The following is a 22,649-nucleotide window of genomic DNA, read 5'->3' as shown; positions in this document are numbered from 1 at the left end:
GCCGACGCCGAGGAGGAGAACGGACACGTGGACGCCGAGCTGACCAACAGGAGCCGGGAAGCGATCAACGCGGCCGGCAACCGGGCCGTGACCGAGGGGCACCCGGACCTCACGCCCGCCCACCTGCTGCTGGCGCTGCTCCAGGGGCAGGAGAACGAGAACATCACCGACCTGCTCGCCGCCGTCGACGCCGACCAGGCGGCCGTGCGCTCCGGTGTGGAGCGGGTGCTCGCCGGGCTGCCCAGCGTGACCGGGTCCACCGTCGCGCCCCCGCAGCCCAACCGTGAACTGCTCGCCGTGATCGCCGACGCGACCGAGCGCGCCAAGGACCTCGGCGACGAGTACCTCTCCACCGAGCACCTGCTCATCGGCATCGCCGCGAAGGGCGGCGCGGCCGGCGAGGTGCTGTCGGGGCAGGGTGCCACCGCCAAGAAGCTGCTGGAGGCCTTTCAGAAGGCGAGGGGAGGGCGCCGCGTGACCACCGCGGACCCGGAGGGCCAGTACAAGGCCCTGGAGAAGTTCGGTACCGACTTCACCGCCGCCGCGCGCGACGGCAAGCTCGACCCGGTCATCGGGCGGGACCAGGAGATCCGGCGGGTCGTGCAGGTGCTGTCCCGCCGCACCAAGAACAACCCGGTGCTCATCGGCGAGCCCGGCGTCGGCAAGACCGCCGTCGTCGAGGGACTGGCCCAGCGGATCGTGAAGGGCGACGTGCCCGAGTCCCTCAAGGACAAGCGGCTCGTCGCGCTCGACCTGGGCGCGATGGTCGCGGGCGCCAAGTACCGCGGCGAGTTCGAGGAGCGGCTGAAGACCGTCCTCGCGGAGATCAAGGACTCCGACGGGCAGATCATCACCTTCATCGACGAGCTGCACACCGTCGTGGGCGCGGGCGCCGGCGGCGACTCCGCCATGGACGCGGGCAACATGCTCAAGCCGATGCTCGCCCGCGGTGAGCTGCGCATGGTCGGCGCCACCACGCTCGACGAGTACCGGGAGCGGATCGAGAAGGACCCGGCGCTGGAGCGGCGCTTCCAGCAGGTGCTGGTCTCCGAGCCGACCGTCGAGGACACCATCGCGATCCTGCGCGGCCTCAAGGGCCGCTACGAGGCCCACCACAAGGTGCAGATCGCGGACAGCGCCCTGGTCGCCGCGGCCACACTCTCCGACCGCTACATCACCTCCCGCTTCCTGCCCGACAAGGCCATCGACCTCGTCGACGAGGCCGCCTCGCGCCTGCGGATGGAGATCGACTCGTCCCCGGTCGAGATCGACGAACTCCAGCGCGCCGTCGACCGGCTGAAGATGGAGGAGCTGGCGCTGGAGAAGGAGACCGACCCGGCCTCCCGCGAGCGCCTGGAGAAGCTGCGCCGTGACCTCGCCGACAAGGAGGAGGAGCTGCGCGGTCTGACCGCCCGCTGGGAGAAGGAGAAGACGTCCCTCAACCGGGTCGGCGAGCTGAAGGAACGCCTCGACGACCTGCGCGGGCAGGCCGAACGCGCCCAGCGCGACGGCGACTTCGACACCGCCTCCAAGCTGCTCTACGGAGAGATCCCTTCCCTGGAGAAGGAGCTGGAGGCCGCCTCCGAGGCCGAGGAGGAGGCCGCCCAGGACACGATGGTCAAGGACGAGGTCGGCTCCGACGACATCGCCGACGTCGTGGCCTCCTGGACCGGCATCCCCGCCGGGCGGCTCCTGGAGGGCGAGACGCAGAAGCTGCTGCGCATGGAGGACGAGATCGGCAAGCGGCTCATCGGGCAGTCCGAGGCCGTACGGGCCGTCTCCGACGCGGTGCGCCGCAGCCGCGCCGGGATCGCCGATCCCGACCGGCCCACCGGTTCCTTCCTCTTCCTCGGCCCGACCGGTGTCGGCAAGACCGAACTGGCCAAGGCGCTCGCGGAGTTCCTCTTCGACGACGAGCGGGCCATGGTCCGCATCGACATGTCCGAGTACAGCGAGAAGCACAGCGTGGCCCGGCTCGTCGGCGCGCCTCCCGGGTACGTCGGCTACGAGGAGGGCGGCCAGCTCACGGAGGCCGTGCGCCGCCGTCCGTACAGCGTGATCCTGCTCGACGAGGTCGAGAAGGCCCACCCCGAGGTCTTCGACATCCTCCTGCAGGTGCTGGACGACGGCCGCCTGACGGACGGCCAGGGCCGCACGGTCGACTTCCGCAACACCATCCTCGTCCTCACCTCCAACCTGGGCAGCCAGTACCTGGTCGACCCGGTGCTCAGCGAGACGGAGAAGAAGGAGCAGGTGCTGGAGACGGTACGGACCTCCTTCAAGCCGGAGTTCCTCAACCGGCTGGACGACCTGGTGGTGTTCTCCGCGCTCAGCAAGGAGGAACTGGCCCGCATCGCCCGGCTGCAGATCGACCGGCTCGCGAGGCGGCTCGCCGAGCGGCGCCTCACCCTGGAGGTCACCGACGAGGCCCTGGCCTGGCTCGCCGACGAGGGCAACGACCCGGCGTACGGCGCCCGTCCGCTGCGCCGCCTCGTCCAGACCTCCATCGGCGACCGCCTCGCCAAGGAGATCCTCTCCGGCGAGATCAAGGACGGCGACACGGTCCGCGTGGACGCCTTCGGCGACGGGCTGATCGTGGGCCCGGCGACCGGCAAGACGCTCTGACGGCGCGGCCACCCGCCCGGCCGGCGTACCTCACCGGCCGGGCTGCCGGCACCACCAGGCGCACCACCAGGCACCCCAGCCACACGGCCCCCACCAGCCACCGCACTTCTCTTCTCATGCGCCCGCCGCGAGCCTGCCGTAGGTTCGTCATGAGGCCGTCAGACAAGGGTGACCGAATCGAATCAGCCGACGGCTGACAGGCCCCGTCGGGGCTTGCCACCCCCCTCCCCGGATGAGGGAGGATGGCGGAATCCGTACGAAGGGAAAATCACGGTGACCATCGACCCGTCCTCGATTCCGAACTTCGGGGGCCAGCCCGAGCCGCAGCCGCAAGGACCGGCGGGCCCCGTCGTCCCGGATCAGGACCTCGTGAAGCAGCTCCTCGACCAGATGGAGCTCAAGTACGTCGTCGACGACGAGGGTGACCTCGCGGCGCCGTGGGAGCAGTTCCGTACGTACTTCATGTTCCGCGGAGAGGCCGACCAGGCCGTCTTCTCGGTGCGGACCTTCTACGACCGTCCCCACAAGATCGACGAGAAGCCGCAGCTGCTGGAGTCCATCGACGACTGGAACCGGCGCACCCTGTGGCCCAAGGTGTACAGCCACACCCACGACGACGGCACCGTCCGCCTCATCGGCGAGGCGCAGATGCTGATCGGCACCGGCGTCGACCTCAACCACTTCGTCTCCTCCACGGTCAGCTGGGTGCGCGCCGCGATCGAGTTCGACAAGTGGCTGGTCGAGCAGCTCGGCCTCGAGCAGGAGGTCAACGAGGCGGACGCGTCCGAGGACGAGGGCGACGACGAGGAGTAGTCCTCGCGCCCCTCTCGCCCCCTCGCGTGACAGAGCCCGGCCAGGGCACCGGCCGTCACGGCCGAGTGTCCAGGGTCGGGCTCTTGCCGTATCACCGGCGTCACACAGAAGTTGACGCCTCAAGGGCCACCTCCGCCCACACCGTCTTGCCGACGGGCCGACGAGGCACCGACCCCCAGCGCGCGGCCAGGACGTCCACCAGGAGCAGCCCACGGCCGGACTCGCCGTCGGGTGCGGCGAGGGCGGGGCCGTGGGCAGCCGCTTCTCGGAGGCGGCGTCCGTGACCTCGACACGCACCAGCCCCGCCGTCGGGTCGAGGGCGAGCCGGAGGCTGAAATCACGTCCGGGGACCCGGCCGTGCCGCACGGCGTTCGCGGCGAGCTCGCCGACGACGAGCGCGACCGCGCACGACACGTCGGACGCCGGCGGGTGACCCCACTCCTCCATGCGCCGGACGGCCAGCCGGCGGGCGAGCTGCGCACCTCGCGGTGAGGAGGGGAACTGTTCGCTGGAACAAGGGAGCTCCGGTCGCCCGTATCCCGGGGTGGTCGTTCCTGTGGGCACGGTTTGTCCGTCCTTGTCTGTCGAGCCGGGTCATCTCGTGCGGTACACGAGTCATTACGTTCCGTGCTCAAGGTTCGTCTGTTCGTCCTACGCTCGACAGGTGACACAGCCTTACTTTTCAGGCCGTAAGGAACGGAAGTGACGCTTTGGCCAACGGAATTGACCCCAGTGCGTCGATGGCGGCCCTGTTCGGCGCACGGGTGCGCAGGCTCCGCACGGCGGCCGGACTGACCCAGGCCGAGCTCGGTGACGCGGTCCATGTGGTGAGTACCCGGATCACGCAGATCGAGCGGGCGTCCGGCGCCAAACCGACGCTGGCGCTTGCGCGTGTGCTGGACGCGGTGCTGGGGGCGGACGACCTGCTGGTGGAGTTGTGGCCGTACGTGTACCGGGAGGCGTTTCCGGACTGGTCACGGAGGTTCATGGAGTGCTCGGAGCGGGCGGTGGCCATCAGGCAGTACGCGGCCCATGTGGTGCCGGGTCTGTTGCAGACGGAGGAGTATGCGCGGGCGGTGCTGAGTGTCGGCCGAACGCTCGGCAGCAAAGAGCAGTTGGAGGAGCGGGTCGCCCTGCGCATGGGACGACAGGAGCGCCTCGGGAGCCCCGACCGACCCGAGTTGTGGGTCGTCCTCGACGAGGCGGTGCTCAGGCGTCCCGTCGGCGGCCAGGCAGTGATGCGTGAGCAATTGGCGCGGCTGCTCAGGACCACGGCGGAACCTCACATCACTCTGCAGGTACTGCCGTTCGACCAGGGCGAGCACGACGTCATGGGCGGCTCGCTCACGCTGCTCACCATGCCGGACGGCTCGGAGATCGCCTACACGGAAGGCGCGCACTACGGCCAACTCATCGAGGATCCGGACGAGGTCGCGAGTTTCGCGCTGACCTACGATCGGCTGCGGGCGGCAGCTCTGCCCCCGCTCATGTCGCTCGACATGATCCGATCCGTGATGGAGGACAACCACCGTGGAGCGAAGGTCCCGTCCCGATCTGAACGGCGTCGCCTGGCGCAAGAGCAGCTACAGCAATCAGGAGGGGGGCGACTGCGTGGAGGTGGCCGACGGGTTCCGGGCCGTCGTCCCCGTCCGTGACAGCAAGGTCCCGCAGGGTCCGGCACTGTGCTTCGAAGCCGCCTCCTGGGCCGCCTTCATAGGCGAGTTGAAGGCCGGGCGGCACCGTCCCTGAGGCGGCCGGCTCCCGGCCGCCGTCCATCTTCCGGGCTCACCGGGTCCTTGTCCGCGAGGGCCCGGCGGGTCGCTGACCTCCTGAAAGAACCGGGGGAAAGAACTACCCACCCGCCCACCCTCCCCGGCCGGAGGGCCCGCGTCACCCGTCCGGGTGACCGGCTTGCAGGCGCGGGATGCGGACGGTTACGTTCGCCGCGACAACCTCACACAGACGACGGCCCCCGGCCGGGAGTGGCATCCCGATCGAGGGCCTGACCGATCGAGAAGAGCACACTTCCCGATGGCTGACCCGCAGTCTAACGTGCCCTCGCGCGCCGACGCCGGAACTCCCACCTCCGGTGTGATCCACGTACGCACCCGGCTGACGGCCGACTTCACGGTGCTCTCCAACGCCCTCGTCCAGCGGCGCGGCAGCGCGGTCACGATCGGCGTCGCGGCGTACATCGCCTCCCTGCCCGACGGCACTCCCGTGACCATCACCGCCCTGTGCGACCACTTCGACGAGGGCGAGATCCTCATCTCCCGGGCGCTCAAGGAGCTCGAAACGGCCGGATACCTGGAGCGCCGCCGCGAACGGACGCCCTCCGGGCAGATCCGCACCCGGACGTACTTCTACGACATCCCCGTCGGCACCCCGGACCCCGACGGCCCTCCGCAGCCGCCCGAACCGCGCCGCCCTCGGGAACAGCACGCCGCGGCCGTGCCGGAAACGGTGCAGACACCCGTACCAGCAGAGGCAGAGACGGAGGCGGGGACACCGGCTACGCTCGCCGACGCCGACCCCCGAGCCGTCGCCGTACTCACCACCCTGCGCAGGAGCGACCCTCGCCTTCTCCTGACCGAGCAGGAAGCCGCCCGCCTCGCCCCGGCCGTCACCCGCTGGCTCGCGGCAGGCCTGTTGCCCACACAGATCACCGACCACCTCACCGCCGGACTCCCGGACCGCCTCCTGACCCGCCCGGTCGGCATCCTCGCCCACCGGCTCAAGGAAACCCCTTTGCCTGCACCGGCCAGAAACACCGAACCCGCAAGGCGCCCGGCAGTCCTGCCCATGTGGAATTGCGACGGCTGTGACCGAGGCTTCCGCGCGGCGGAACCCGGCCGCTGCCGTGACTGCCGACCGTCCGAGGAGCGCCTCTCCACCGCTGCCTGAGACGACGACTCAAGACGCTTGACCAGAAGGGACACAGGAATGACACTGGATGTACGACATTTGTCATACAGTGGAAGGAGGGAGGTAGGGATGACCCGGACTTCACCAACGCGTCAGAAGCAGGGCGGCAGCGCTGCGACAAGCGTGGCCCAGGTGCGGCTGCGCCCGGACGAGCTGGCGGATCTGCAACGGGTGATGCAGACCCTCAAGCTGCACTCGCTCTCCGATGCCTTGCGCGAAGGGCTCCGGCTGCTGTCCCGCGAAGCAACCGAGGTTGCCGCCTCCCAGGAGATCCGCGACTTCTATCAGGGCGCCCAGGCGCCGACTCCCGAAGGCGTGCTGCCCGCGACCGCCGATGAGCTGGCGGCAGCGGACGAGACCGAATGGTGAACGTCGGCTCGGCGTTGCGAGGCGAGGTCTGGGGCTGTGCCCTGCCAAGCCCTCTCGGCCCGCATCCGGTGGTTGTTCTCACGGTGAACCGCATTGCCGAGCCGCTGTCGGCGGTGACCGTTGCCGTGATCACCGGGACGTCCGGGCCTGCATCCACGCATGTCCCGGTCGGCTCCGACTGCGGGGTGACCAAGTACGACGAGTCATACGTGAACTGCACCGACCTGCACACCGTGGACAAACCAAGGCTCCGACGGCGTCTCGGCCTGCTGGATGCGAGTGAGATGCGGCGTGTGGAGGAGTGCGTTCGCGTGATCCTCGGGTTGGCGTAGTCGCTGCCGGCTCTCTCTTGCAGCCGTGTCTCGACCACAGGGGGAAGGAGCCGTCCATGAGCGCCGACGCGATTCGTCGGTCACCGGCCGGAGGCGCGCACGGCTCCGGCACTCGCGGTCACCACCAGGGCGATGGCGATGAGGTCGATGCCGGTCAGGCCCTGGTGCTCGGAGGTCGCAGCCGCGGACAACAGCGTCGCCAAGGCGGAAGTCCGAGCGATTGAACAGGCGGTCAACCGGTCGATGCTTCTGCTTGGCTGCTCACGAGAACGCGTGCAGCACTACCCAGTAGTCGTACTCCTCCACCGAGGCAGCGCACAGGTGCCGTCCGTCGGTCGAAACGGCGAGGAACTCGGGGGAACCCGTCACCTTCGCGACGCGTGAGGGCAGGTTCCTGCCGACGGTGTCCTTGACCTTCACCCAGCCGATCTCCTCGCCTCTCGACACGGGCGGCAGGATGAGGAACTCGCCGTTCTCGTCGTAGAGCGAGACGGTCGAGGCATGGAGGTGCCATTGCGCGTCCAAATCGCCGACGGCATCCGGGGACGAGATGGGGACAGTGGCGGCCGGCTTGACCTCGATACCGTTGACGGCATAGATGGCGGACAGCACGGTAGGACCGCTCTGGGGCGCCTTCTCGAGTACTTGAAGACCGCAGTGCTCCAGGACATCTCGCCACGCGGGCGTCTCCTGCTCCTTCGTCACTCTGGCCCTCCGCTGGTCTGCTCGGACAGCGATCTCGGCCGACCCTCATGCGTGTCACATGGCCCGCAGCCGCTTGACGGCCTCGTCAAGAACCTGTGTCTGCTTGCAGAAAGCGAACCGTACGAAGGGCGCACCCGCCTCCTGGTGGTCGTAGAACACGGCGTTCGGGATGGCGACGACGCCCGCGCGCTCGGGCAGGGCCCGGCAGAAGGCGAGGCCGTCCTTCTCGCCGAGGGGGCGGATGTCGGTGGTGACGAAGTACGTGCCGGCAGGCCGGAAGACCCGGAAGCCCGCATCCGCCAGCCCCGCCGAAAGCAGGTCCCGCTTGGCCAGCATGTCCGCGCGGAAGTCGGCGAAGTACGAGTCGGGAAGGGCCAGCGCCTCCGCCACCGCGTACTGGAACGGGCCCGACGCCACGTACGTCAGGAACTGCTTGGCCGAGCGCACCGCCGCCACCAGTGCGGGCGCCGCCGTCACCCAGCCGACCTTCCACCCGGTGAAGGAGAAGGTCTTGCCGGCCGAGCCGATCGTCACCGTGCGCTCGCGCATCCCCGGGAACGCGGCCAGCGGCAGGTGCTCGGCGTCGTCGAACACCAGGTGTTCGTACACCTCGTCCGTGACCACCAGCAGATCGCGCTCCACGGCCAGCTCGGCGATCGCGGTGAGCTCCTCGCGGGTGAGCACCGTCCCCGTCGGGTTGTGCGGGGTGTTGATCAGCAGCAGCCGGGTGCGGTCGGTGACGGCCGCGCGCAGCTCGTCGAGGTCGAGCCGGAAGCTCGCCGTGTCCCCCTCGGAGTGCGGCCGCAGGGTCACCGGTACCCGCCTGCCGCCCGCCATCGCGATGCTCGCCGCGTACGAGTCGTAGTACGGCTCGAAGGCGACCACCTCGTCGCCCGGCTCGAGCAGCGCCAGCAGTGACGCGGCGATGGCCTCGGTGGCACCGGCCGTGACCAGGACCTCGGCGTCGGAGTCGAAGGTCAGGCCGTAGCGGCGCTCCTGGTGCGCGGCGATCGCGGTGCGCAGCTCGGGGACGCCCGGGCCCGGCGGGTACTGGTTGCCCCGCCCGTCCCGCAGTGCGCGCACCGCGGCCTCCCTGACCTCCTCGGGGCCGTCCGTGTCCGGGAAGCCCTGGCCCAGATTGATCGAGCCGGTCCGCACGGCCAGGGCCGACATCTCGGCGAAGATCGTCGTCCCGAACTCGGCGAGCCGGCGGTTGAGCAGCGGGCGCGTGCTGGAGGTCATGCCGGACATCCTGCGCCGAAGCTCCGGAGTTCCTCAACTCACGTTGCCGATGACCGCCTGCGGTGATGCCCAGGGCACCCGCCCTTGACGGTCCCGCCCACTGTTCCGAGGAAGCGAGTTTCAGGATCCGTTCCACTGGGCGTTGTCGAGGTCGCGGGCGCGGGTGGCTGCTTCTGGAGTGAGGTGGCGTGCCAGGACCTCCAGGGCTGTGGTGATCTCGCGGAGGGTGTCCGGGGTCGGGGCGGTGCCTTCGGGGGTGGTGAGGGCGGCGGTGAGGGCGGCGTCGATGGTGGTGGCGCGGACCTCGGCGACTCGGGCGGAGGGTTTCCCGGCGGGGTGGATGAGCCGGCGGCGGCGGTCGGCCGGGTCGGGGCGGGTGTTGATCGAGCCGGCCTCTTCCAGCCGGGCGACCGCGGTGGAGACCTGGCTCTGCGGCAGGCCCGTGCGCGCCGCGATCTCTCCGACGGTGGTGCCGGGGTGGGTGACGATGTCGCCGAGGGCGACGAGTACCGAGCGGACCGAGCCCCGCGCCTCCGTCTTGGGCTGGGGCATGGCCTGTTCGCCGATCTTCATGAGGGTGCGGCCCAGGAGGAAGAGTTCGACTCCGTTCATGTCCCGGATGGTATATCGAAACCGATGCATCGTTCTTGATGTATCTGATTCGATGGATTACTGTCCTGATGTCGGTCCGAATTGCCGACGACGACATCCAGGGGGGATCCACCATGGCCGCGACCGCCGCCCGTGCCCTGTCCGTGCCCGGCGCCGCTCTGCACTACCAGGCCCAGGGCAGCGGGCCCGTTCTGCTGCTCTCCCAGAGCGGTGAAGGGGACGCCGACCGGACCGTCGACCTCGTCCCGCACCTGGCCGACGACTTCACCGTCGTCACCTACGACCGCCGGGGGCTGTCGCGCAGCACGCTCAAGGACCCGGACCGGCCCGTCACCATGGCCGAGCACGCCGACGACGTCGCGCGGCTGCTCGCCGAAGTCGCCGACGGGCCGGCGCTGATGGTCGGGTTCAGCATGGGCGGCGCGATCGGACTCCAGGTCGTGGCCCGGCACCCGGGCGTGCTGGGCACGCTGGTCGCGCACGAACCCGTTACGCCGAACCTGCTGCCCGAGGCCGATCGCGCCCAGCACGTGGCCGAGCTGGCGGCCATTCAGGAGGCGTACACATCCCGGGGGTTGGCGGCGGCGTTCCCGGCCATCGCTCGGCATCTGGGCATCGATCCGGTCCACGAGGAGACCGAGGACGGCCTCACACCGCAGCCGATGGCGCCCCGGCGTCAGGCCAACTTCGGCCACTTCATCGGCACCGAGTTCACGGCCGTCTTGACCGACCGGTTCGACCCCGCCGAGCCGGTACGGGCCGCCGCGCGCGCCGGGACTCGTATCATCCCCGCCACGGGCCGGACCACCCGGCCGACGGTGCACACCTACCGCTGCGCGCTCGCGCTGGCCGAACTGCTGGGCGCCGAGCCGGTCGTGTTCCCCGGCGGGCACAACGGGAACACGGCGTTCCCCCGGGCGACTGCGCAGCTGCTGAAGGCCGTGCTCGTCGTGTGACACGTCCGTCCGGATGGGGTATGGTTGATCTTGAGCGCGGCGCTGAAACGCCGGTAGCGCTCAGTGCGTTGGTGGTCCAAGGAAAGACGCCCCGCTTCCTGCGGGGAAATGCAGGTGCAAGGCCTGCCCGGCGCTCCGATGAGAAAGCCCCGTCCCTGAGTTGTCAGGGGCGGGGCTTTCGTTTCCAGCGGCCTTCAGTGGCTGTGCCGAGGCCCGATGGCTCTGCGAACAGCGGCTGGAGGGGTGCGCGGTCGTTGGCGCTCGCCCTGCGGTCCGAACATGACCAGGTACTCGACCGGACCGCTGGGGCCGGAGTTCGCCACCCCGTGCGGGGTACGGGTGTCGAACTCGGCGACGTCCCCGGGGGTCAGGACGAGATCTTGGTCGCCGAGCGCGAGCCACAGCCGTCCGTACAGGACGCACAACCACTCGTAGCCCTCGTGGGAGACCTGCCGCGGCCGTGTGGGCGGACCCCCCACAGCGGGCAGGACGTGCTTGTGGGCGTGCAGGCCGCCGACGTATCGGGTCAACGGAAGCACTGCCTTGTCATCCCCGAAGCTCAGCGGCGCCGTAGCGCGCGGCTCGGCCGCGGGGGCGGGCGCGGTGCCGGCCAGTTCGTCCAGGGAGACGCCGTACTCCTTCGACAGGCGCAGCAGCACCTCCAGGGTGGGCTTGCGCCGGCCGGTCTCGATGCGGGACAGCGTGCTGGCCGAGATGCCGGTCGCGCAGCTGACACCGGTGAGCGTCGCGCCGTGGTGCTCGCGCGCGGCCCGCAACCGGGGCCCCATCGCGGCCAGCGTGCCGTCCACGTCGTCGACTGCCACCTTTCCCGCTCCTTCTCGCCCTGCCGCTCCACCGCTCTGTCCTGCGAGTTTGCCAGAAGGGCAAGGCTGATCGCGTCAGGCGGGTGCTGCGCCGCATGATCGATGGGCAGCCGCGTCGCCGTGAACCGAGGAGAAGCCCATGCAGCCCGAGCCGACCGCCCAGCTCCGCCACCGCACCGTCGAGGCCCCGGCCGGGCGCCTGCACCTGGTCGAGCAGGGCACCGGCCCGCTGGTCCTGCTCGTGCACGGCTTCCCCGAGTCCTGGTACTCCTGGCGCCGCCAGCTCCCGGCCCTCGCCACGGCCGGCTACCGGGCGGTGGCGATCGACGTGCGCGGCTACGGCCGCTCCTCCAAGCCGGAGGCGACCGACGCCTACCGGATGCTCGACCTGGTGGAGGACAACGTCGCCGCCGTGCGTGCCCTCGGCGAGGAGAGCGCGGTGGTGGTCGGCCACGACTGGGGCGCCAACATCGCCTCCGCCTCGGCCCTGCTCCGCCCCGAGATCTTCCGTGCCGTCGGCCTGCTGAGCGTCCCCTACGCGCCGCCCGGCGGCCCGCGCCCGACCGACCTCTTCGGCCGGATCGGCGGCCCCGAGCAGGAGTTCTACGTCTCCTACTTCCAGAAGCCCGGCCGCGCCGAGGCGGAGATCGAGCCCGACGTCCGGGGCTGGCTCGCGGGCTTCTACGCGGCCCTGTCCGCCGACACCATGCCTGCCCGGGGCGAGCCCGACCCGCACTTCGTCGCCCGCGGCGGCCGGCTGCGCGACCGCTTCCCCGCCGGCCCGCTCCCGGCCTGGTTGAGCGAGGAGGACCTCGACGTCTACGCCGGGGAGTTCGAGCGCACCGGCTTGACCGGCGCCCTCAACCGCTACCGCAACATGGACCGCGACTGGGAAGAACTCGCCCCGCACCGCGGAGCCCCGATCAAGCAGCCGTCCCTGTTCGTCGGCGGCGCCCTGGACGCCTCCACCACCTGGCTGTCCGACGCCATCGACGCCTACCCCACCACTCTCCCCGGCCTGTCGGCCTCCCACCTCCTGGACGGCTGCGGCCACTGGATCCAGCAGGAGCGCCCCGACGAGGTCAACCGCCTGCTGACCGACTGGCTCGCCACCCTCCAGGGATGAACCAGGCGGGGCGGGGACGCCCGGCTCCCGGCGCTCATCGGCCGCCCTCCCCGCCCACGCGCACCCGGTCCGTGCCGCCACCGTGCCGATCGGTCCGGCCGGAACGGGTGCCGCCCCCTCGCTGCCCCGGCCTACCCCCCGCCCCGCGGAGCGGAAGGGACACGGCCGTACCCCCGTGGGGCGCCGGCGCGCCCGCTGCTGAGCGTCGCTTGGTGTTCCCCGGGCCGCGGCAGCGGCCGCAGGGAGGCGAGCTGGTCAGCAGTCGCCGGATCGCGGGGCTCGCCCGCCGCCTCCTGTGGCACGGGCGGGGACTCAGCGGAGCAGCAGGTCGCGGATCGCCTCCGTGATCTCGTCGGGCGCCTCCTCGGCCATGAAGTGGCCCGCGCCGGTCAGCCGGTGGTCCAGGTCCGGCGCCCACGCGTGCCAGATCGCGGCGGCGTCGTAACCCAGTCGAGCGCCCCAGTCCTGCTGGACGACCGTCACGGGCATGGCCAGCTGGGAACCGGCGTCCTGGTCCGCCTGGTCGTGTGTCATGTCGATGCCCGCCGAGGCCCGGTAGTCCGCGACGATCGACGGCACGGCCGCGGCGCTCGCCCGCAGGTACGCGGCCCGGACCGGTTCCGGGATGGCGGCCGGGTCCCTGGCCCAGGCGTCGAGGAAGGAGCCGAAGTAGGCGTCGGCGCTGTTGGCGATCATCGTCTCCGGCAGCCCCGGCGGCTGCGCCATGAGGAACAGGTGGTAGCCGACCGCCGCCGGGACACCGTGCAGGACGTTCCACATGTCCAGGGTCGGCACGACGTCGAGGATGCCCAGGTGTGTGAGGGTATCGGGATGGTCCAGTCCCGCCCGGAAGGCGACCAGGGCGCCCCGGTCATGGCCGACCAGGGCGAAGCGCTCATGGCCCAGCGCCGCCGCCAGGGCGACGACATCGGCGGCCATGGTGCGCTTGGAGTACACCTCGGGGCCGGTGGCCACCGGCTTGTCGCTGGCGCCGTAGCCGCGCAGGTCGGGACAGATCACCGTGTGCTCGCCGGCGAGCCGCTCGGCGACGTGCCGCCACATCAGGTGGGTCTGCGGAAAGCCGTGCAGCAGCACGACCGGGCTGCCGCTGCCGCCGACGGCGGCGGCCAGCTCCACTCCGTCGGCGCCGGGCAGACGGACGGGGTCGAAACCGGGAATGGCGAGCGTCATCAAAGGCCCCTTCCTGGGGTCGGTGGACCGACGAAAGCCTTGGTCCGAGGGACTGACGGGATCAGCGTGGGCGACGACGATCAGCAGCCGATCAGTACGCTTCCGTGCCGCGGACCCGCGGCACGGAAGATGGAGGGCATGCGAATCGACGTACTCGGTGCCGTGCGGGCCCTCCGCGACGACGGCACCCCGGTCGACCTGGGCGGGCCCCGCCACCGCGAGGTGCTCGCCCGGCTCGTCGCCGCCGGGGCACGGATGGTCCCCACCGACACCCTCGTGGACGACCTGTGGGCCGAGCCGCCGGTGCGCGCCGTGGGTGCGTTGCGTACGTTCGTCGCCGCGCTGCGCCGTGCCATCGAACCCGACCGGCCGCCCCGCACCCCGCCGCGCGTCCTCGTCACGGAAGGCCCCGGCTACGCGTTGCGTCTGCCGCGCGACGCCGTGGACGTCCACCGGTTCGAGGACGCCCTGGTCCGCGCCCGGCGTGCACCCGATGCGCTGACCGACCTCGACGCGGCCCTCGCGGCCTGGCGCGGCCCTGCCTACGCCGATGTGACCGGCTCCGCGTGGGCCCAGCGCGAACGGACCCGGCTGGGGGAGCTGAGGCTGGAGGGGATGGAACTGCGCGCCCGCCTCCTCCTCGACTCCGGTTCAGGAGCCGAGCTCGTCGCCGAACTGGGCGCCCACGTCACCGAACACCCCTGGCGCGAGCCGGCCTGGGGGCTGCTGGCCCGCGCACTGCACCGGGCAGGCCGTCAGGCAGACGCACTGGCCACCCTCCGCCGCGCCCGCACGATGCTCGCGGACCAGCTCGGGCTCGACCCAGGTGACGACCTCCGGCGCCTGGAGACGGACATTCTCCGCGGAGCTGCCACGCTCCAGCCCCTGCGTACCGTCCGGACCGCAGGCGTACGACTCGGCCCGCGCACCACCGTGAAACTGGCGCGCACCCTGGCCCTGGCGGGTGGTGACGGCCTCATCCACTCGCGGCGCGACCGCCTCGCCGCCGTCCAGGCGGCGGAGCGCACCGGAGACGTCGTTCTGACCGCCCGCGTCATCGGCGCCTACGACGTGCCCGCCCTCTGGAGCCGGGCCGACGACCCCGAGCAGTCCCGCGCCGTCGTCGCGGCGGCCGAGCGTACGCTCACCGCGCTCGGCACCGACGGCCCCGCCGAACTGCGCGCCCGCCTGCTGGCCACCGTCGCGGTCGAGAGCCGCAGCGCCGATCTGTCGGCAATCGAACGGAGGCGCGCCGGGCAGGCGGCGCGCGAGGCCGAGGCCCTGGCCCGGGAGCTGGGCGACCCCGCCCTGCTGGTGTTCGCCCTCAACGGCGTGTTCCTCCAGTCCTTCACCCGGCCCGGCTTCGCGGCGGCACGGGACGTGATCGGCGCCGAGATCCTCGACCTGGCCACCCGGCACGAGCTGGCGAACTTCGCCGTGCTCGGCCGGTTCATCCGCCTGCAATCCGCCTCCGCTCTCGGCGACCTCGACGCCGCGACCGCACACGCCGAGGCAGCCGAGCAGCTCGCCGCCAGCACCGAGGCCTCTCTCGTCCCCGTACTCACCGCCTGGTTCCGGGCCCGGGTCACGGCCGCCCGCAGCGCCGAACCGGGCGGACCGGCCGCCGCCACGGCCGCGGCGCACTACCGCGCCGCCGAAAACGCCCTCGCCGAAACAGCGGGCATGCCGGGGCTGCACCGGGGCCTGTTCGCCCTCGCCCTCCTGGGCCTACGTCTCCTGCACAACCGTCCCGCGCCCACCGATCCCGCCCTCGACTGGGGCCCCTACCACCCCTGGACGCACCCCTTGGTGCTGCTCGCCCGGAACCGGGCCGAGGAGGCGCGGGCCGCACTGACCATGACGCACGAACCACCCCTTGATCACATGCAGGAGGCCCTCTGGTGCCTGACCGCCCACGCCGCCGCCCGCCTCGGCGAGCGCCGGGTCGCCGCCCGCGCGGCAACGGCCCTGCGCGCCGCCCGGACCGAACACGCGGGCGGGACGAGCGGGATGCTGACGCTGGGGCCGGTGGCGCGGTACCTGGCGGAGGCAGAGGCATGCGCCGACAAGAGATGACCCACATCGTCCGCGGACCCGCTCCCCCAGGATCGGTGGATCCCTCCGCGACGCCGCCCGCGTCCTCGCTTTTTCCTGAAGGACCCTCAGAAGTAGCTCAACTCTGCTTTGGTCCGCGAGACGGCAGGGCATCCCCCGTTCACCACAGTCACGGGGGAACGGAAGGAGGGTGGCGCCATGGTCATCGGCATCATCCTGGTGGTGGTCGCGGTCCTGGTCGTCACGGCCGTACGGAAGGGCACGCGCCGGGCGACTCGCAGGGGATCGGCTTCGTACAACAGCGGCGACAGCAGCTGGTGGGTGGCCGGGAGCTCGGGGGCGGCCTCCTCATGCAGCTCGTCCTCAGGGGGGCACGGAGGTCACGGGGGTCACGGCGGTCACTCCTGCGGGGGGCACTCGTCGTGCGGTGGGTCGTCCTGCGGGGGCGGCTCGTCCTGCGGCGGGGGCGGATGCGGCGGAGGCAGCTGACACGGGGCAGCTGAGCTCCACCGCGCCCCAGGGGCCGCACACCGAGCGCCCGCCGGAGGAAGGCAACCGGCGGGCGCTCCGTCGTGCGGGCGCGGGCGTGCGCCTCGGGCCCGAATCGCACGCCGTGGTTGAACAGTTGAGCTGTTGAGCCCTCTGAGGGATGGAAACACCACGAAGTTGGGTAAAAACGCTTTGGCGGCGTCACAGTTCATGATTCCCTCTAAACCGCCCTGGACAGGCCGGGCCGACCGGGCTGACCTGGCCGATCTCCTGGTGGCGACCCAGGTGCGCCGCACCGACGCCGCCCCTGTCGTCTCCTTCGTCTTCTCTCCCCCTCCTCATCTTTGCGTGCTAGCGGAGCCGATCCATGCTCACGACCCTGAACACCGCCTACACCGACACGCGCGCCGCCGACCTCGCCTGGGCCCTGGGACGCGAGCCGCTCCCCGCCCTCGCCACGCTCGATCTGGAACTGGCCGACGCGAAGCTCCAGTTGCGGCTCCTCGGCGCGTCCCACCAGGTGCTCCTGGAGGAGGAGCGCGGCAACTGCTCGGAGACGGTGGCGTGCCTCCCGGGATCCAGCACCCCGCTTCCGCTGGGCGTGGCCAAGCGGGTCGGGAACTGGGAGTACGAGTTCTCGGCACGCGTGGAGGTCCTCTCGCCCCGCTCCTTCGCGGGCCGCGCCCAGGAGTTGCTGGCCCTGGTCTCCGACCATCCGCACGGCCTGGCCGGGGTGTTCCCCGGCAGCCCGCACGCCTTCACCGCGCTCCTGGCCCAGCACCACGACGGCCAGGTGAACTGGCGTACCTGGCACGCCTATCCGCAGGACGGCCAACTGGTGGCCACTTGCACGAAGGTCGGCGTGCGCGCCTCGGCGCGTCACCTGACGACCGGTTGACCTCCTCGCCCGAGCGTCACGAGCGTCACCCCGGCGGCAGGGTGAGTCTGGCGGCCACGGCGTCGAGGACCCAGTCCAGGCCGGTCGCGAAGGATGTCTCGGCGTCCACGTCCGTGCCGTCGTGCACGGCCTTGGCCAGCGCGGGGAAGCGGCCCGTGGCCAGCATCCTGGTCACGTGCGGGCCGGAGGCGCGCTGCCAGTCGCGCTCGGACAGGCCCGTTGCGCGCTCGGCCCGCAGGTTCGCGATCTCGCGCCTGATCGCGCCGATGGCGTAGGCGCTGACGGTCTCCACGGCGCGCATGACGGTGTCGACGTCGGCGAGGCCGTCGAGGGCGGCCAGCTTGGCCTCGGTCACGGCGAGGCCGTTCGGGCCCAGGGTCGGGCGACCGCCGAGCAGGTCGGCCAGCCAGGGGTGGCGGAGAGCGGCCTGCCTGGTGCGGTGGGAGAGGACGCGCAGCGCCTCCCGCCAGTCACCGGGCTGCTCCGCGGGGAGGATCTCGGCCTGGACCTCGTCCACCATGAGGTCGAACAGCTCCTCCTTGGTGGAGATGAAGCCGTACAGCCGCATCGGACCGGCGTTCAGCCGGGCGGCGACCTTGCGCAACGACACCGCCTCCAGCCCGCCCTCGTCGGCCAGCGCGAGGGCGGCGGCGACGATCCGCCCCCGGTCGAGCGGCACGGGGCGAGCCGGTGGCTCCGGCAGGTCCCAGACAGTCATGGTCATCACCGTTCTGCTGCGATGCATCACATTGACGGAATACAGTGTATCGACATGAGACACCGTATAGCTGTCGTCGGGGCCGGTCCCGCCGGCCTCACCTTCGCCCGGGTACTGCACCGCCACGGCCGTCCGGTCACCGTCCTCGAACGCGATCCCGCCCCCGACGCCCGCCCCCCGGGCGGCTCGCTGGACCTCCACGAAGGGATGGGCCAGTCAGCGCTGGAGAAGGCGGGGCTGCTGACGGATTTCCAGGCGCTGTCCCGCCCCGAGGGACAGGCCATGCGCATCCTGGACACGGACGGGACGGTCCTGCGCGACTGGCCGGCGCGACCGGACGACCGGGCCAATCCCGAGATCGACCGCGGGCACCTGCGTGACCTGCTGCTCGGCCCCCTCGACGTCCAGTGGGGCCGGGACGTGACGCAGGTGCTGCCGGGGAAGGGCGACGGGGACTGCGTCCTGGTCCGCCTCGCGGACGGGCGGCAGGAGACCTTCGACCTCGTGGTCGGCGCGGACGGCGCCTGGTCCCGGACCCGCCCGGCGGTCTCACCGGTGACGCCGCACTACACCGGCGTCACCTCGGTCGAGACCTCCCTCGACGACGTCGACACCCGCCACCCCGGCCTCGCCCGGTTGATCGGCGACGGCTCCGTGGCCGTGTACGGCGTGAACCGCTCCGTCGTCGCCCAGCGCAACAGCGGCGGCCACGTCAAGGTGTACGCCAGGTTCCGCGCGCCGCTGGACTGGCACACGGACCTGGACCTGGCCGACGTCGAGGCCGTGCGGTCGAGCCTGTCGGCCCTGTTCGACGGCTGGGCCGCTCCCGTCCTCGACCTCCTCCGCCACGGCACCGCTTTCGTCCACCGCCCCTGCTACGCCCTGCCCGTGTCCCACACCTGGACCCACGTCGCCGGGGTGACGCTGCTGGGCGACGCCGCCCATCTGATGCCCCCGTTGGGGGCGGGCGCGAACCTCGCGATGCTGGAAGGCGCCGAACTCGCCGAGTCCCTCGCCGCCGGCCCCGGAGATCCGGACGAGGCCGTCCGCGCCTTCGAGGAGCGCATGTGGGCACGGGCCGGCAGGTGGGCGAAGATCACGACGGACGGACTGGAACGCCTCGTGAGCCCGGACCCCGCGGAAGCACTCGCCCACTTCGACCAGGTCCAGCCGTCCTGACGGCCAAGCGCGAGGGCCGGAGGCCGGAACCACGCGAGGTGCCGAGGCCGGAACCACGGAGGGCCCGAGGCCGGAACCACGGAAGTCCCGAGGCCGGAACCAAGGGCCCCGCACAACTCCCAGTTACACACGTGTGGGTGACGAAGCGCACCCCACCCGTGACGTAACGTCGCAGAGTGATCGAACCGCACGCGCCCGCCCCGCCCGGCACACCGCCGTCCTGGGGCGGCCCCGCGCGGCTGCCCGTCCGGCCGGCGACCGGACGTCTCCTGGTCCTCGCGGGCGTGTTCGTCTGCGCGGCCTGCGGACTCGTGTACGAACTCGAACTGGTCGCGCTCGCCTCCTATTTGATGGGCGACTCGGTCACCCAGGCCTCCGTGGTGCTGTCCGTGATGGTCTTCGCGATGGGCATCGGCTCCCTCGTCGCCAAGCGGTTGCGCCGGCTCGCCGCCGCCGGATTCGGCGCGATCGAGGCGGCCCTCGCGCTGGTCGGCGGCTGCAGCGCGATGGCGCTGTACGCGGTGTTCGCCTGGACGGGCGACTGGGGCGGCCTGTGGGCCGACGGCCCGCGCTGCCTCCTGGTCGCCTTCTCCCTCGCGATCGGCCTGCTGATCGGCGCCGAGGTCCCGCTGCTGATGGAGCTGATCCAGCGCATCCGCCGCCAGGATCCGGGCGGCGCGGTGGCCGACCTGTTCGCGGCGGACTACGTCGGCGCGCTCGCCGGCGGCCTCGCCTTCCCCTTCCTGCTGCTGCCCCGGCTGGGCCAGCTGACCGGCGCGCTGCTCACCGGCACGGTCAACGCGGTGGCCGGCGGCGCCCTGGTCCTCGGCCTGTTCCGCCGCGACCTGACCCGCCGGGCCCGCCGGCTGCTGCTGGTCGCCAACCTCGTCGTCCTCGCCGTCCTGGCCTCCTCCGCCGTGCTCGTCGACGACTTCGAACGGGCCGCCCGGCACGCCGTGTACGGCCCCGACGTACGGGTCGCCGTGCAGACCGGCGTCCAGGAGGTCGTCCTCACCGGCGGTACGCGCGGCCGCCCGCTCGACCTCTACCTGGACGGCCGGCTGCGGGTCGGCGGCCGGGACGAGCGCCGCTACCACGAGGCACTGGTCCACCCGGCGATGACCGGCCCCCACGCGCGCGTGCTGATCCTCGGCGGCGGGGACGGGCTGGCCGCCCGCGAGGTGCTGCGCCACCGGGGCGTGCGCCGCGTCGACGTCGTGGAACTCGACGCCGGCCTGCTCCACCTCGCCCGGCACGATCCCGCGCTGTCCCGGCTGAACGGGCACGTGTACGACGACAGCCGGGTCCACACCACCACGGCCGACGCCTTCCGCTGGCTGCGCGGGGCGCCCCCGGCGGCCTACGACGTGGTGATCGCGGACCTGCCCGACCCCGGCATCACGCCCAGCACCAAGCTGTACTCCCTGGAGTTCTACGGCCTGGCCCGCCGGGTGCTGGCCCCCGGCGGCCGCCTGGCGGTGCACGCCGGCCCAATCTCCGGCAGCACCCGCGCCTTCTGGACGGTGGCCTCGACGCTTCACGCGGCCGGCCTCGCCACCAGCCCCTACCGCGTCCCCGGCCAGGACCCCGGCCTCGCGGTCGGCCCGCACCGCTCCGCCGGCGCCTTCCACGCCCCGCACGACTGGGGCTTCTTCCTGGCCGCACCGGGCGCCACCCCGCCCCCGCTGCGGCTGGACCCCGGTGCCCCGCCTCCGCGCACGCTGACCGGCGCCGAGCTCGCCGGCGCCGTCCGCTCCGCGGCCCGTACCCGGGTCGAGGGGCTGCCCGCCTCGACGTTGGTGCATCCGCGCTACTGACGCGCGCCCGAGGAGGGTACGCACCGGCCGCACCTGGGTAGGCTCAGCCGACATGGAGTACGAGGTCTTCCTTCCGGTTCCGGCCGAGCGGCTGAGGGAGGCGCTCGCCGACCCCGCGCGCATCGCCCGGGCGGTTCCCGGGCTCCAGCAGGACGCCGGTGCGGAGCCCGTCGCCGGGCGGCTGAAGGTACGCGTCGGCAGCCACTCCATCACCTACCGGGGTTCGCTGCGCGTCTCGCCCGGTCAGGACGGGGCGTACGTCGTCGAGGGCGACGCCACCGAGACCCGTGGCACCGGCTCGGTCACCCTCGCCCTCACCCTCCGCCTGCGCGACACCGACGGCGGCACCACCGTGACCGTCCACGGGACCGCCACCGGGGAGGGACGTGTCACGGAACTGCCGGGGGACGCGGTGGCCTCGGCCGCGCTGCGGCTGCTGAGCCGTTCCCTGGAAGCGCTGGGAGAGCCGGAGCCGCAAGCCGAGCAGAAGCCGGAGCCGGAAACCACGCCGGAGCCACAAGCCGAGCAGAAGCCGGAGCCGGAAACCACGCCGGAGCCGCAAGCCGAGCAGAAGTCCGGGCCGCAAGCCGAACCGGAGCCCGCCGCCCCGGCCCCCGACACCGCCCCCACCGCCGAGGAAAGCCCCGTACCGCCCCGCCCGGCCTTCGACACCGACGTCGACAACACCGGCACGGAGGTTTTCCCCGCACCGGGCGAGCCGCCCGCCGAGGCGGCGCACGCCCGGCGGACGATGATCGGCCGCAGCGCGGAGGAGGTGGACCACGCGCCACCGCGCGGCCGGTACGCCCCCGTGCCGGCGCCGCAGACCGTCGCCGTGAACTCCACGCTCCGCTGGGCGGCTCCCACGGCGGCGCTGGTACTGGCCTCGGCGATCGTCGTGGGCCGCGCGCTGCGCAGAAGACGCTGACCGGGCCACGCGAGGACCGGACCGCCCCCTTGATCACCCGAGTAGGGTCGTCACGTGAGTAACAAGGACTTCGCTCTGAGTGCCGGCGACGCCGAAGTGACCCTGCGGCCCGCCCATGGTGGCCGGGTCGGCGGACTGAAGGTCGCCGGTCTGGAACTGCTCCGGCAGGGTGACCGTTTCGGGTGCTTCCCGATGGTCCCCTGGTGCGGCCGGATCCGGGAGGGCCGCTTCCTGGACGGCGCCACCGTCCACCAGATGCCGCTCAACTCGCCGCCGCACGCCATCCACGGCACCGCCCGCGACGGCGCCTGGCGCGTCGCCCGCGCGGGTGACGGCGAGGCGGTCCTCACGTACGACCTGGTCGAGCCGTGGCCGTTCTCCGGCCGGGTCACCCAGGCGGTGACACTGACCGAGGACAGTCTGACGCTCACCATGTCCGTGGAGACGTACGACTCGTCCTTCCCGGCGCAGCTCGGCTGGCACCCGTGGTTCAACCGGAACCTGGGCGGTCAGGACGTGCGCCTCGACTTCGACCCCGCCTGGCAGGAGGAGCGCGGCGACGACCACCTGCCCACCGGCAACCGCGTCGATCCGGGGCCCGGCCCGTGGGACGACTGCTTCGGAATGCCGGGCGGGGTGGACGTCACGCTCACCTGGCCCGGGCAGCTGGAGCTGAAGGTGACCAGCCGCGAGGAGTGGGTCGTCGTCTACGACGAGCAGGACGCCGCGGTGTGCGTGGAGCCGCAGACCGGCCCGCCCAACGGCCTCAACACGCTTCCACGCCTGGTCACCCCCCTGGAGCCGCTGGAGGCCACGATGACCTGGAACTGGCGGCGCATCTAAGC

At 72.0% G+C, this 22,649-nt stretch carries 22 protein-coding genes and 1 pseudogene; 15 read left to right on the top strand and 8 right to left on the bottom strand.

What is annotated here, in order from left to right; translation table 11 throughout:
• The first annotated feature begins 27 nt into the window (after positions 1-27).
• Both clpB and ACFYZQ_RS09630 read left to right on the top strand, forming a co-directional pair.
• Entirely contained in the window at positions 28-2,625 is a 2,598-nt protein-coding gene (gene clpB, locus ACFYZQ_RS09635; protein WP_389144718.1) for an ATP-dependent chaperone ClpB, read from the top strand.
• 273 nt (positions 2,626-2,898) lie between these two features.
• Positions 2,899-3,438, top strand: coding sequence for a YbjN domain-containing protein (locus ACFYZQ_RS09630; RefSeq protein ID WP_389143854.1), 540 nt, complete (start codon positions 2,899-2,901; stop codon positions 3,436-3,438).
• 100 nt (positions 3,439-3,538) lie between these two features.
• On the opposite strand, the pseudogene ACFYZQ_RS09625 reads toward ACFYZQ_RS09630, so the two are convergent.
• A pseudogene (locus ACFYZQ_RS09625) lies at positions 3,539-4,002 on the bottom strand (ATP-binding protein).
• A 176-nt stretch (positions 4,003-4,178) separates the two neighbouring features.
• On the opposite strand from ACFYZQ_RS09625, the gene ACFYZQ_RS09620 reads away from it, so the two are divergent.
• The 5 genes from ACFYZQ_RS09620 to ACFYZQ_RS09600 all read left to right on the top strand — a co-directional run bounded on the left by ACFYZQ_RS09620 (position 4,179) and on the right by ACFYZQ_RS09600 (position 7,064).
• Positions 4,179-5,093 (top strand): Scr1 family TA system antitoxin-like transcriptional regulator, encoded by a 915-nt coding sequence (locus tag ACFYZQ_RS09620; RefSeq protein WP_389144715.1) that lies wholly within the window; start codon positions 4,179-4,181, stop codon positions 5,091-5,093.
• The gene (locus tag ACFYZQ_RS09615; protein ID WP_389143851.1) at positions 5,050-5,187 is read left to right on the top strand and encodes a DUF397 domain-containing protein; all 138 of its coding nucleotides are present in this window, start codon (positions 5,050-5,052) and stop codon (positions 5,185-5,187) included. Before ACFYZQ_RS09620 ends, ACFYZQ_RS09615 begins: the two co-directional genes overlap by 44 nt.
• Before the next feature lie 282 nt (positions 5,188-5,469).
• Complete coding sequence (locus ACFYZQ_RS09610) at positions 5,470-6,342, top strand: hypothetical protein (RefSeq protein WP_389143848.1); 873 nt, start codon at positions 5,470-5,472, stop codon at positions 6,340-6,342.
• 90 nt (positions 6,343-6,432) lie between these two features.
• Complete coding sequence (locus tag ACFYZQ_RS09605; RefSeq protein ID WP_389143845.1) at positions 6,433-6,732, top strand: hypothetical protein; 300 nt, start codon at positions 6,433-6,435, stop codon at positions 6,730-6,732.
• Positions 6,726-7,064, top strand: coding sequence for a type II toxin-antitoxin system PemK/MazF family toxin (locus ACFYZQ_RS09600; RefSeq protein ID WP_389143842.1), 339 nt, complete (start codon positions 6,726-6,728; stop codon positions 7,062-7,064). The genes ACFYZQ_RS09605 and ACFYZQ_RS09600 overlap by 7 nt, the downstream gene beginning before the upstream one ends.
• 80 nt (positions 7,065-7,144) lie before the next feature.
• Here the strand turns inward: ACFYZQ_RS09600 and ACFYZQ_RS09595 are convergent, their stop codons facing one another.
• The 4 genes from ACFYZQ_RS09595 to ACFYZQ_RS09580 all read right to left on the bottom strand — a co-directional run bounded on the left by ACFYZQ_RS09595 (position 7,145) and on the right by ACFYZQ_RS09580 (position 9,623).
• Positions 7,145-7,267, bottom strand: coding sequence for a hypothetical protein (locus tag ACFYZQ_RS09595; protein ID WP_389143839.1), 123 nt, complete (start codon positions 7,265-7,267; stop codon positions 7,145-7,147).
• Positions 7,268-7,325: 58 nt separating this feature from the next.
• Positions 7,326-7,769 carry a hypothetical protein gene (locus tag ACFYZQ_RS09590; protein ID WP_389143836.1) on the bottom strand — a complete coding sequence of 148 codons (444 nt, stop codon included), beginning with the start codon at positions 7,767-7,769 and terminating at the stop codon, positions 7,326-7,328.
• Positions 7,770-7,823: 54 nt separating this feature from the next.
• Positions 7,824-9,020, bottom strand: a complete 1,197-nt coding sequence (locus ACFYZQ_RS09585) for a pyridoxal phosphate-dependent aminotransferase (RefSeq protein WP_389143833.1) — start codon at positions 9,018-9,020, stop codon at positions 7,824-7,826.
• Positions 9,021-9,131: 111 nt separating this feature from the next.
• Positions 9,132-9,623: a MarR family transcriptional regulator gene (locus ACFYZQ_RS09580; protein WP_389143830.1), complete on the bottom strand. Its 492-nt coding sequence runs from the start codon at positions 9,621-9,623 to the stop codon at positions 9,132-9,134.
• A 68-nt stretch (positions 9,624-9,691) separates the two neighbouring features.
• On the opposite strand from ACFYZQ_RS09580, the gene ACFYZQ_RS09575 reads away from it, so the two are divergent.
• Complete coding sequence (locus ACFYZQ_RS09575) at positions 9,692-10,579, top strand: alpha/beta fold hydrolase (protein WP_389143827.1); 888 nt, start codon at positions 9,692-9,694, stop codon at positions 10,577-10,579.
• A 194-nt stretch (positions 10,580-10,773) separates the two neighbouring features.
• Here ACFYZQ_RS09575 and ACFYZQ_RS09570 read toward each other — a convergent pair whose 3' ends face one another.
• Positions 10,774-11,403 (bottom strand): helix-turn-helix domain-containing protein, encoded by a 630-nt coding sequence (locus ACFYZQ_RS09570; protein ID WP_389143824.1) that lies wholly within the window; start codon positions 11,401-11,403, stop codon positions 10,774-10,776.
• Positions 11,404-11,542: 139 nt separating this feature from the next.
• Between ACFYZQ_RS09570 and ACFYZQ_RS09565 the strand changes: the two genes are divergently transcribed.
• A complete protein-coding gene (locus ACFYZQ_RS09565) occupies positions 11,543-12,529 on the top strand; it encodes an alpha/beta fold hydrolase (protein ID WP_389143821.1) in 987 nt (328 codons plus the stop codon).
• 312 nt (positions 12,530-12,841) lie between these two features.
• Here ACFYZQ_RS09565 and ACFYZQ_RS09560 read toward each other — a convergent pair whose 3' ends face one another.
• A complete protein-coding gene (locus tag ACFYZQ_RS09560; protein WP_389143818.1) occupies positions 12,842-13,720 on the bottom strand; it encodes an alpha/beta fold hydrolase in 879 nt (292 codons plus the stop codon).
• A gap of 138 nt (positions 13,721-13,858) precedes the next feature.
• Here ACFYZQ_RS09560 and ACFYZQ_RS09555 point away from each other — a divergent pair, with 138 nt between their 5' ends.
• The gene (locus ACFYZQ_RS09555; protein ID WP_389143815.1) at positions 13,859-15,796 is read left to right on the top strand and encodes a BTAD domain-containing putative transcriptional regulator; all 1,938 of its coding nucleotides are present in this window, start codon (positions 13,859-13,861) and stop codon (positions 15,794-15,796) included.
• Between the two features lie 835 nt (positions 15,797-16,631).
• Positions 16,632-17,162, top strand: a complete 531-nt coding sequence (locus tag ACFYZQ_RS09550) for a DUF2617 family protein (protein ID WP_389143812.1) — start codon at positions 16,632-16,634, stop codon at positions 17,160-17,162.
• Between the two features lie 25 nt (positions 17,163-17,187).
• Here ACFYZQ_RS09550 and ACFYZQ_RS09545 read toward each other — a convergent pair whose 3' ends face one another.
• Entirely contained in the window at positions 17,188-17,880 is a 693-nt protein-coding gene (locus ACFYZQ_RS09545; RefSeq protein ID WP_389143809.1) for a TetR/AcrR family transcriptional regulator, read from the bottom strand.
• 54 nt (positions 17,881-17,934) lie between these two features.
• Here ACFYZQ_RS09545 and ACFYZQ_RS09540 point away from each other — a divergent pair, with 54 nt between their 5' ends.
• The 4 genes from ACFYZQ_RS09540 (at position 17,935) to ACFYZQ_RS09525 (ending at position 22,647) form a co-directional block, all read left to right on the top strand.
• Positions 17,935-19,059 (top strand): FAD-dependent oxidoreductase, encoded by a 1,125-nt coding sequence (locus ACFYZQ_RS09540; RefSeq protein WP_389143806.1) that lies wholly within the window; start codon positions 17,935-17,937, stop codon positions 19,057-19,059.
• A 176-nt stretch (positions 19,060-19,235) separates the two neighbouring features.
• A complete protein-coding gene (locus ACFYZQ_RS09535) occupies positions 19,236-20,876 on the top strand; it encodes a polyamine aminopropyltransferase (protein ID WP_389143803.1) in 1,641 nt (546 codons plus the stop codon).
• A gap of 52 nt (positions 20,877-20,928) precedes the next feature.
• Positions 20,929-21,804 (top strand): SRPBCC family protein, encoded by an 876-nt coding sequence (locus ACFYZQ_RS09530; RefSeq protein ID WP_389143800.1) that lies wholly within the window; start codon positions 20,929-20,931, stop codon positions 21,802-21,804.
• Positions 21,805-21,858: 54 nt separating this feature from the next.
• Positions 21,859-22,647 carry an aldose 1-epimerase gene (locus ACFYZQ_RS09525; RefSeq protein ID WP_389143797.1) on the top strand — a complete coding sequence of 263 codons (789 nt, stop codon included), beginning with the start codon at positions 21,859-21,861 and terminating at the stop codon, positions 22,645-22,647.
• The last annotated feature ends 2 nt before the right edge of the window (positions 22,648-22,649 follow it).

It is taken from the genome of Streptomyces sp. NPDC001843 (assembly GCF_042891955.1).
GTDB lineage: Bacteria > Actinomycetota > Actinomycetes > Streptomycetales > Streptomycetaceae > Streptomyces.
The sequence above is the reverse complement of the archived record's forward strand: the minus strand, read 5'-3'. Positions and strand labels throughout refer to the sequence as shown.

What these genes read in the sequence shown, in the direction of transcription:
- ACFYZQ_RS09620 (WP_389144715.1), top strand. Translation starts at nt 4,179, where the DNA reads ATGGCGGCCCTGTTCGGCGCACGGGTGCGCAGGCTCCGCACGGCGGCC.
- ACFYZQ_RS09610 (WP_389143848.1), top strand. Translation starts at nt 5,470, where the DNA reads ATGGCTGACCCGCAGTCTAACGTGCCCTCGCGCGCCGACGCCGGAACT.
- ACFYZQ_RS09605 (WP_389143845.1), top strand. Translation starts at nt 6,433, where the DNA reads ATGACCCGGACTTCACCAACGCGTCAGAAGCAGGGCGGCAGCGCTGCG.
- ACFYZQ_RS09600 (WP_389143842.1), top strand. Translation starts at nt 6,726, where the DNA reads ATGGTGAACGTCGGCTCGGCGTTGCGAGGCGAGGTCTGGGGCTGTGCC.
- ACFYZQ_RS09585 (WP_389143833.1), bottom strand. Translation starts at nt 9,020, where the DNA reads ATGTCCGGCATGACCTCCAGCACGCGCCCGCTGCTCAACCGCCGGCTC.
- ACFYZQ_RS09580 (WP_389143830.1), bottom strand. Translation starts at nt 9,623, where the DNA reads ATGAACGGAGTCGAACTCTTCCTCCTGGGCCGCACCCTCATGAAGATC.
- ACFYZQ_RS09575 (WP_389143827.1), top strand. Translation starts at nt 9,692, where the DNA reads ATGTCGGTCCGAATTGCCGACGACGACATCCAGGGGGGATCCACCATG.
- ACFYZQ_RS09565 (WP_389143821.1), top strand. Translation starts at nt 11,543, where the DNA reads ATGCAGCCCGAGCCGACCGCCCAGCTCCGCCACCGCACCGTCGAGGCC.
- ACFYZQ_RS09560 (WP_389143818.1), bottom strand. Translation starts at nt 13,720, where the DNA reads ATGACGCTCGCCATTCCCGGTTTCGACCCCGTCCGTCTGCCCGGCGCC.
- ACFYZQ_RS09555 (WP_389143815.1), top strand. Translation starts at nt 13,859, where the DNA reads ATGCGAATCGACGTACTCGGTGCCGTGCGGGCCCTCCGCGACGACGGC.
- ACFYZQ_RS09550 (WP_389143812.1), top strand. Translation starts at nt 16,632, where the DNA reads ATGCTCACGACCCTGAACACCGCCTACACCGACACGCGCGCCGCCGAC.
- ACFYZQ_RS09545 (WP_389143809.1), bottom strand. Translation starts at nt 17,880, where the DNA reads ATGACTGTCTGGGACCTGCCGGAGCCACCGGCTCGCCCCGTGCCGCTC.
- ACFYZQ_RS09540 (WP_389143806.1), top strand. Translation starts at nt 17,935, where the DNA reads ATGAGACACCGTATAGCTGTCGTCGGGGCCGGTCCCGCCGGCCTCACC.
- ACFYZQ_RS09530 (WP_389143800.1), top strand. Translation starts at nt 20,929, where the DNA reads ATGGAGTACGAGGTCTTCCTTCCGGTTCCGGCCGAGCGGCTGAGGGAG.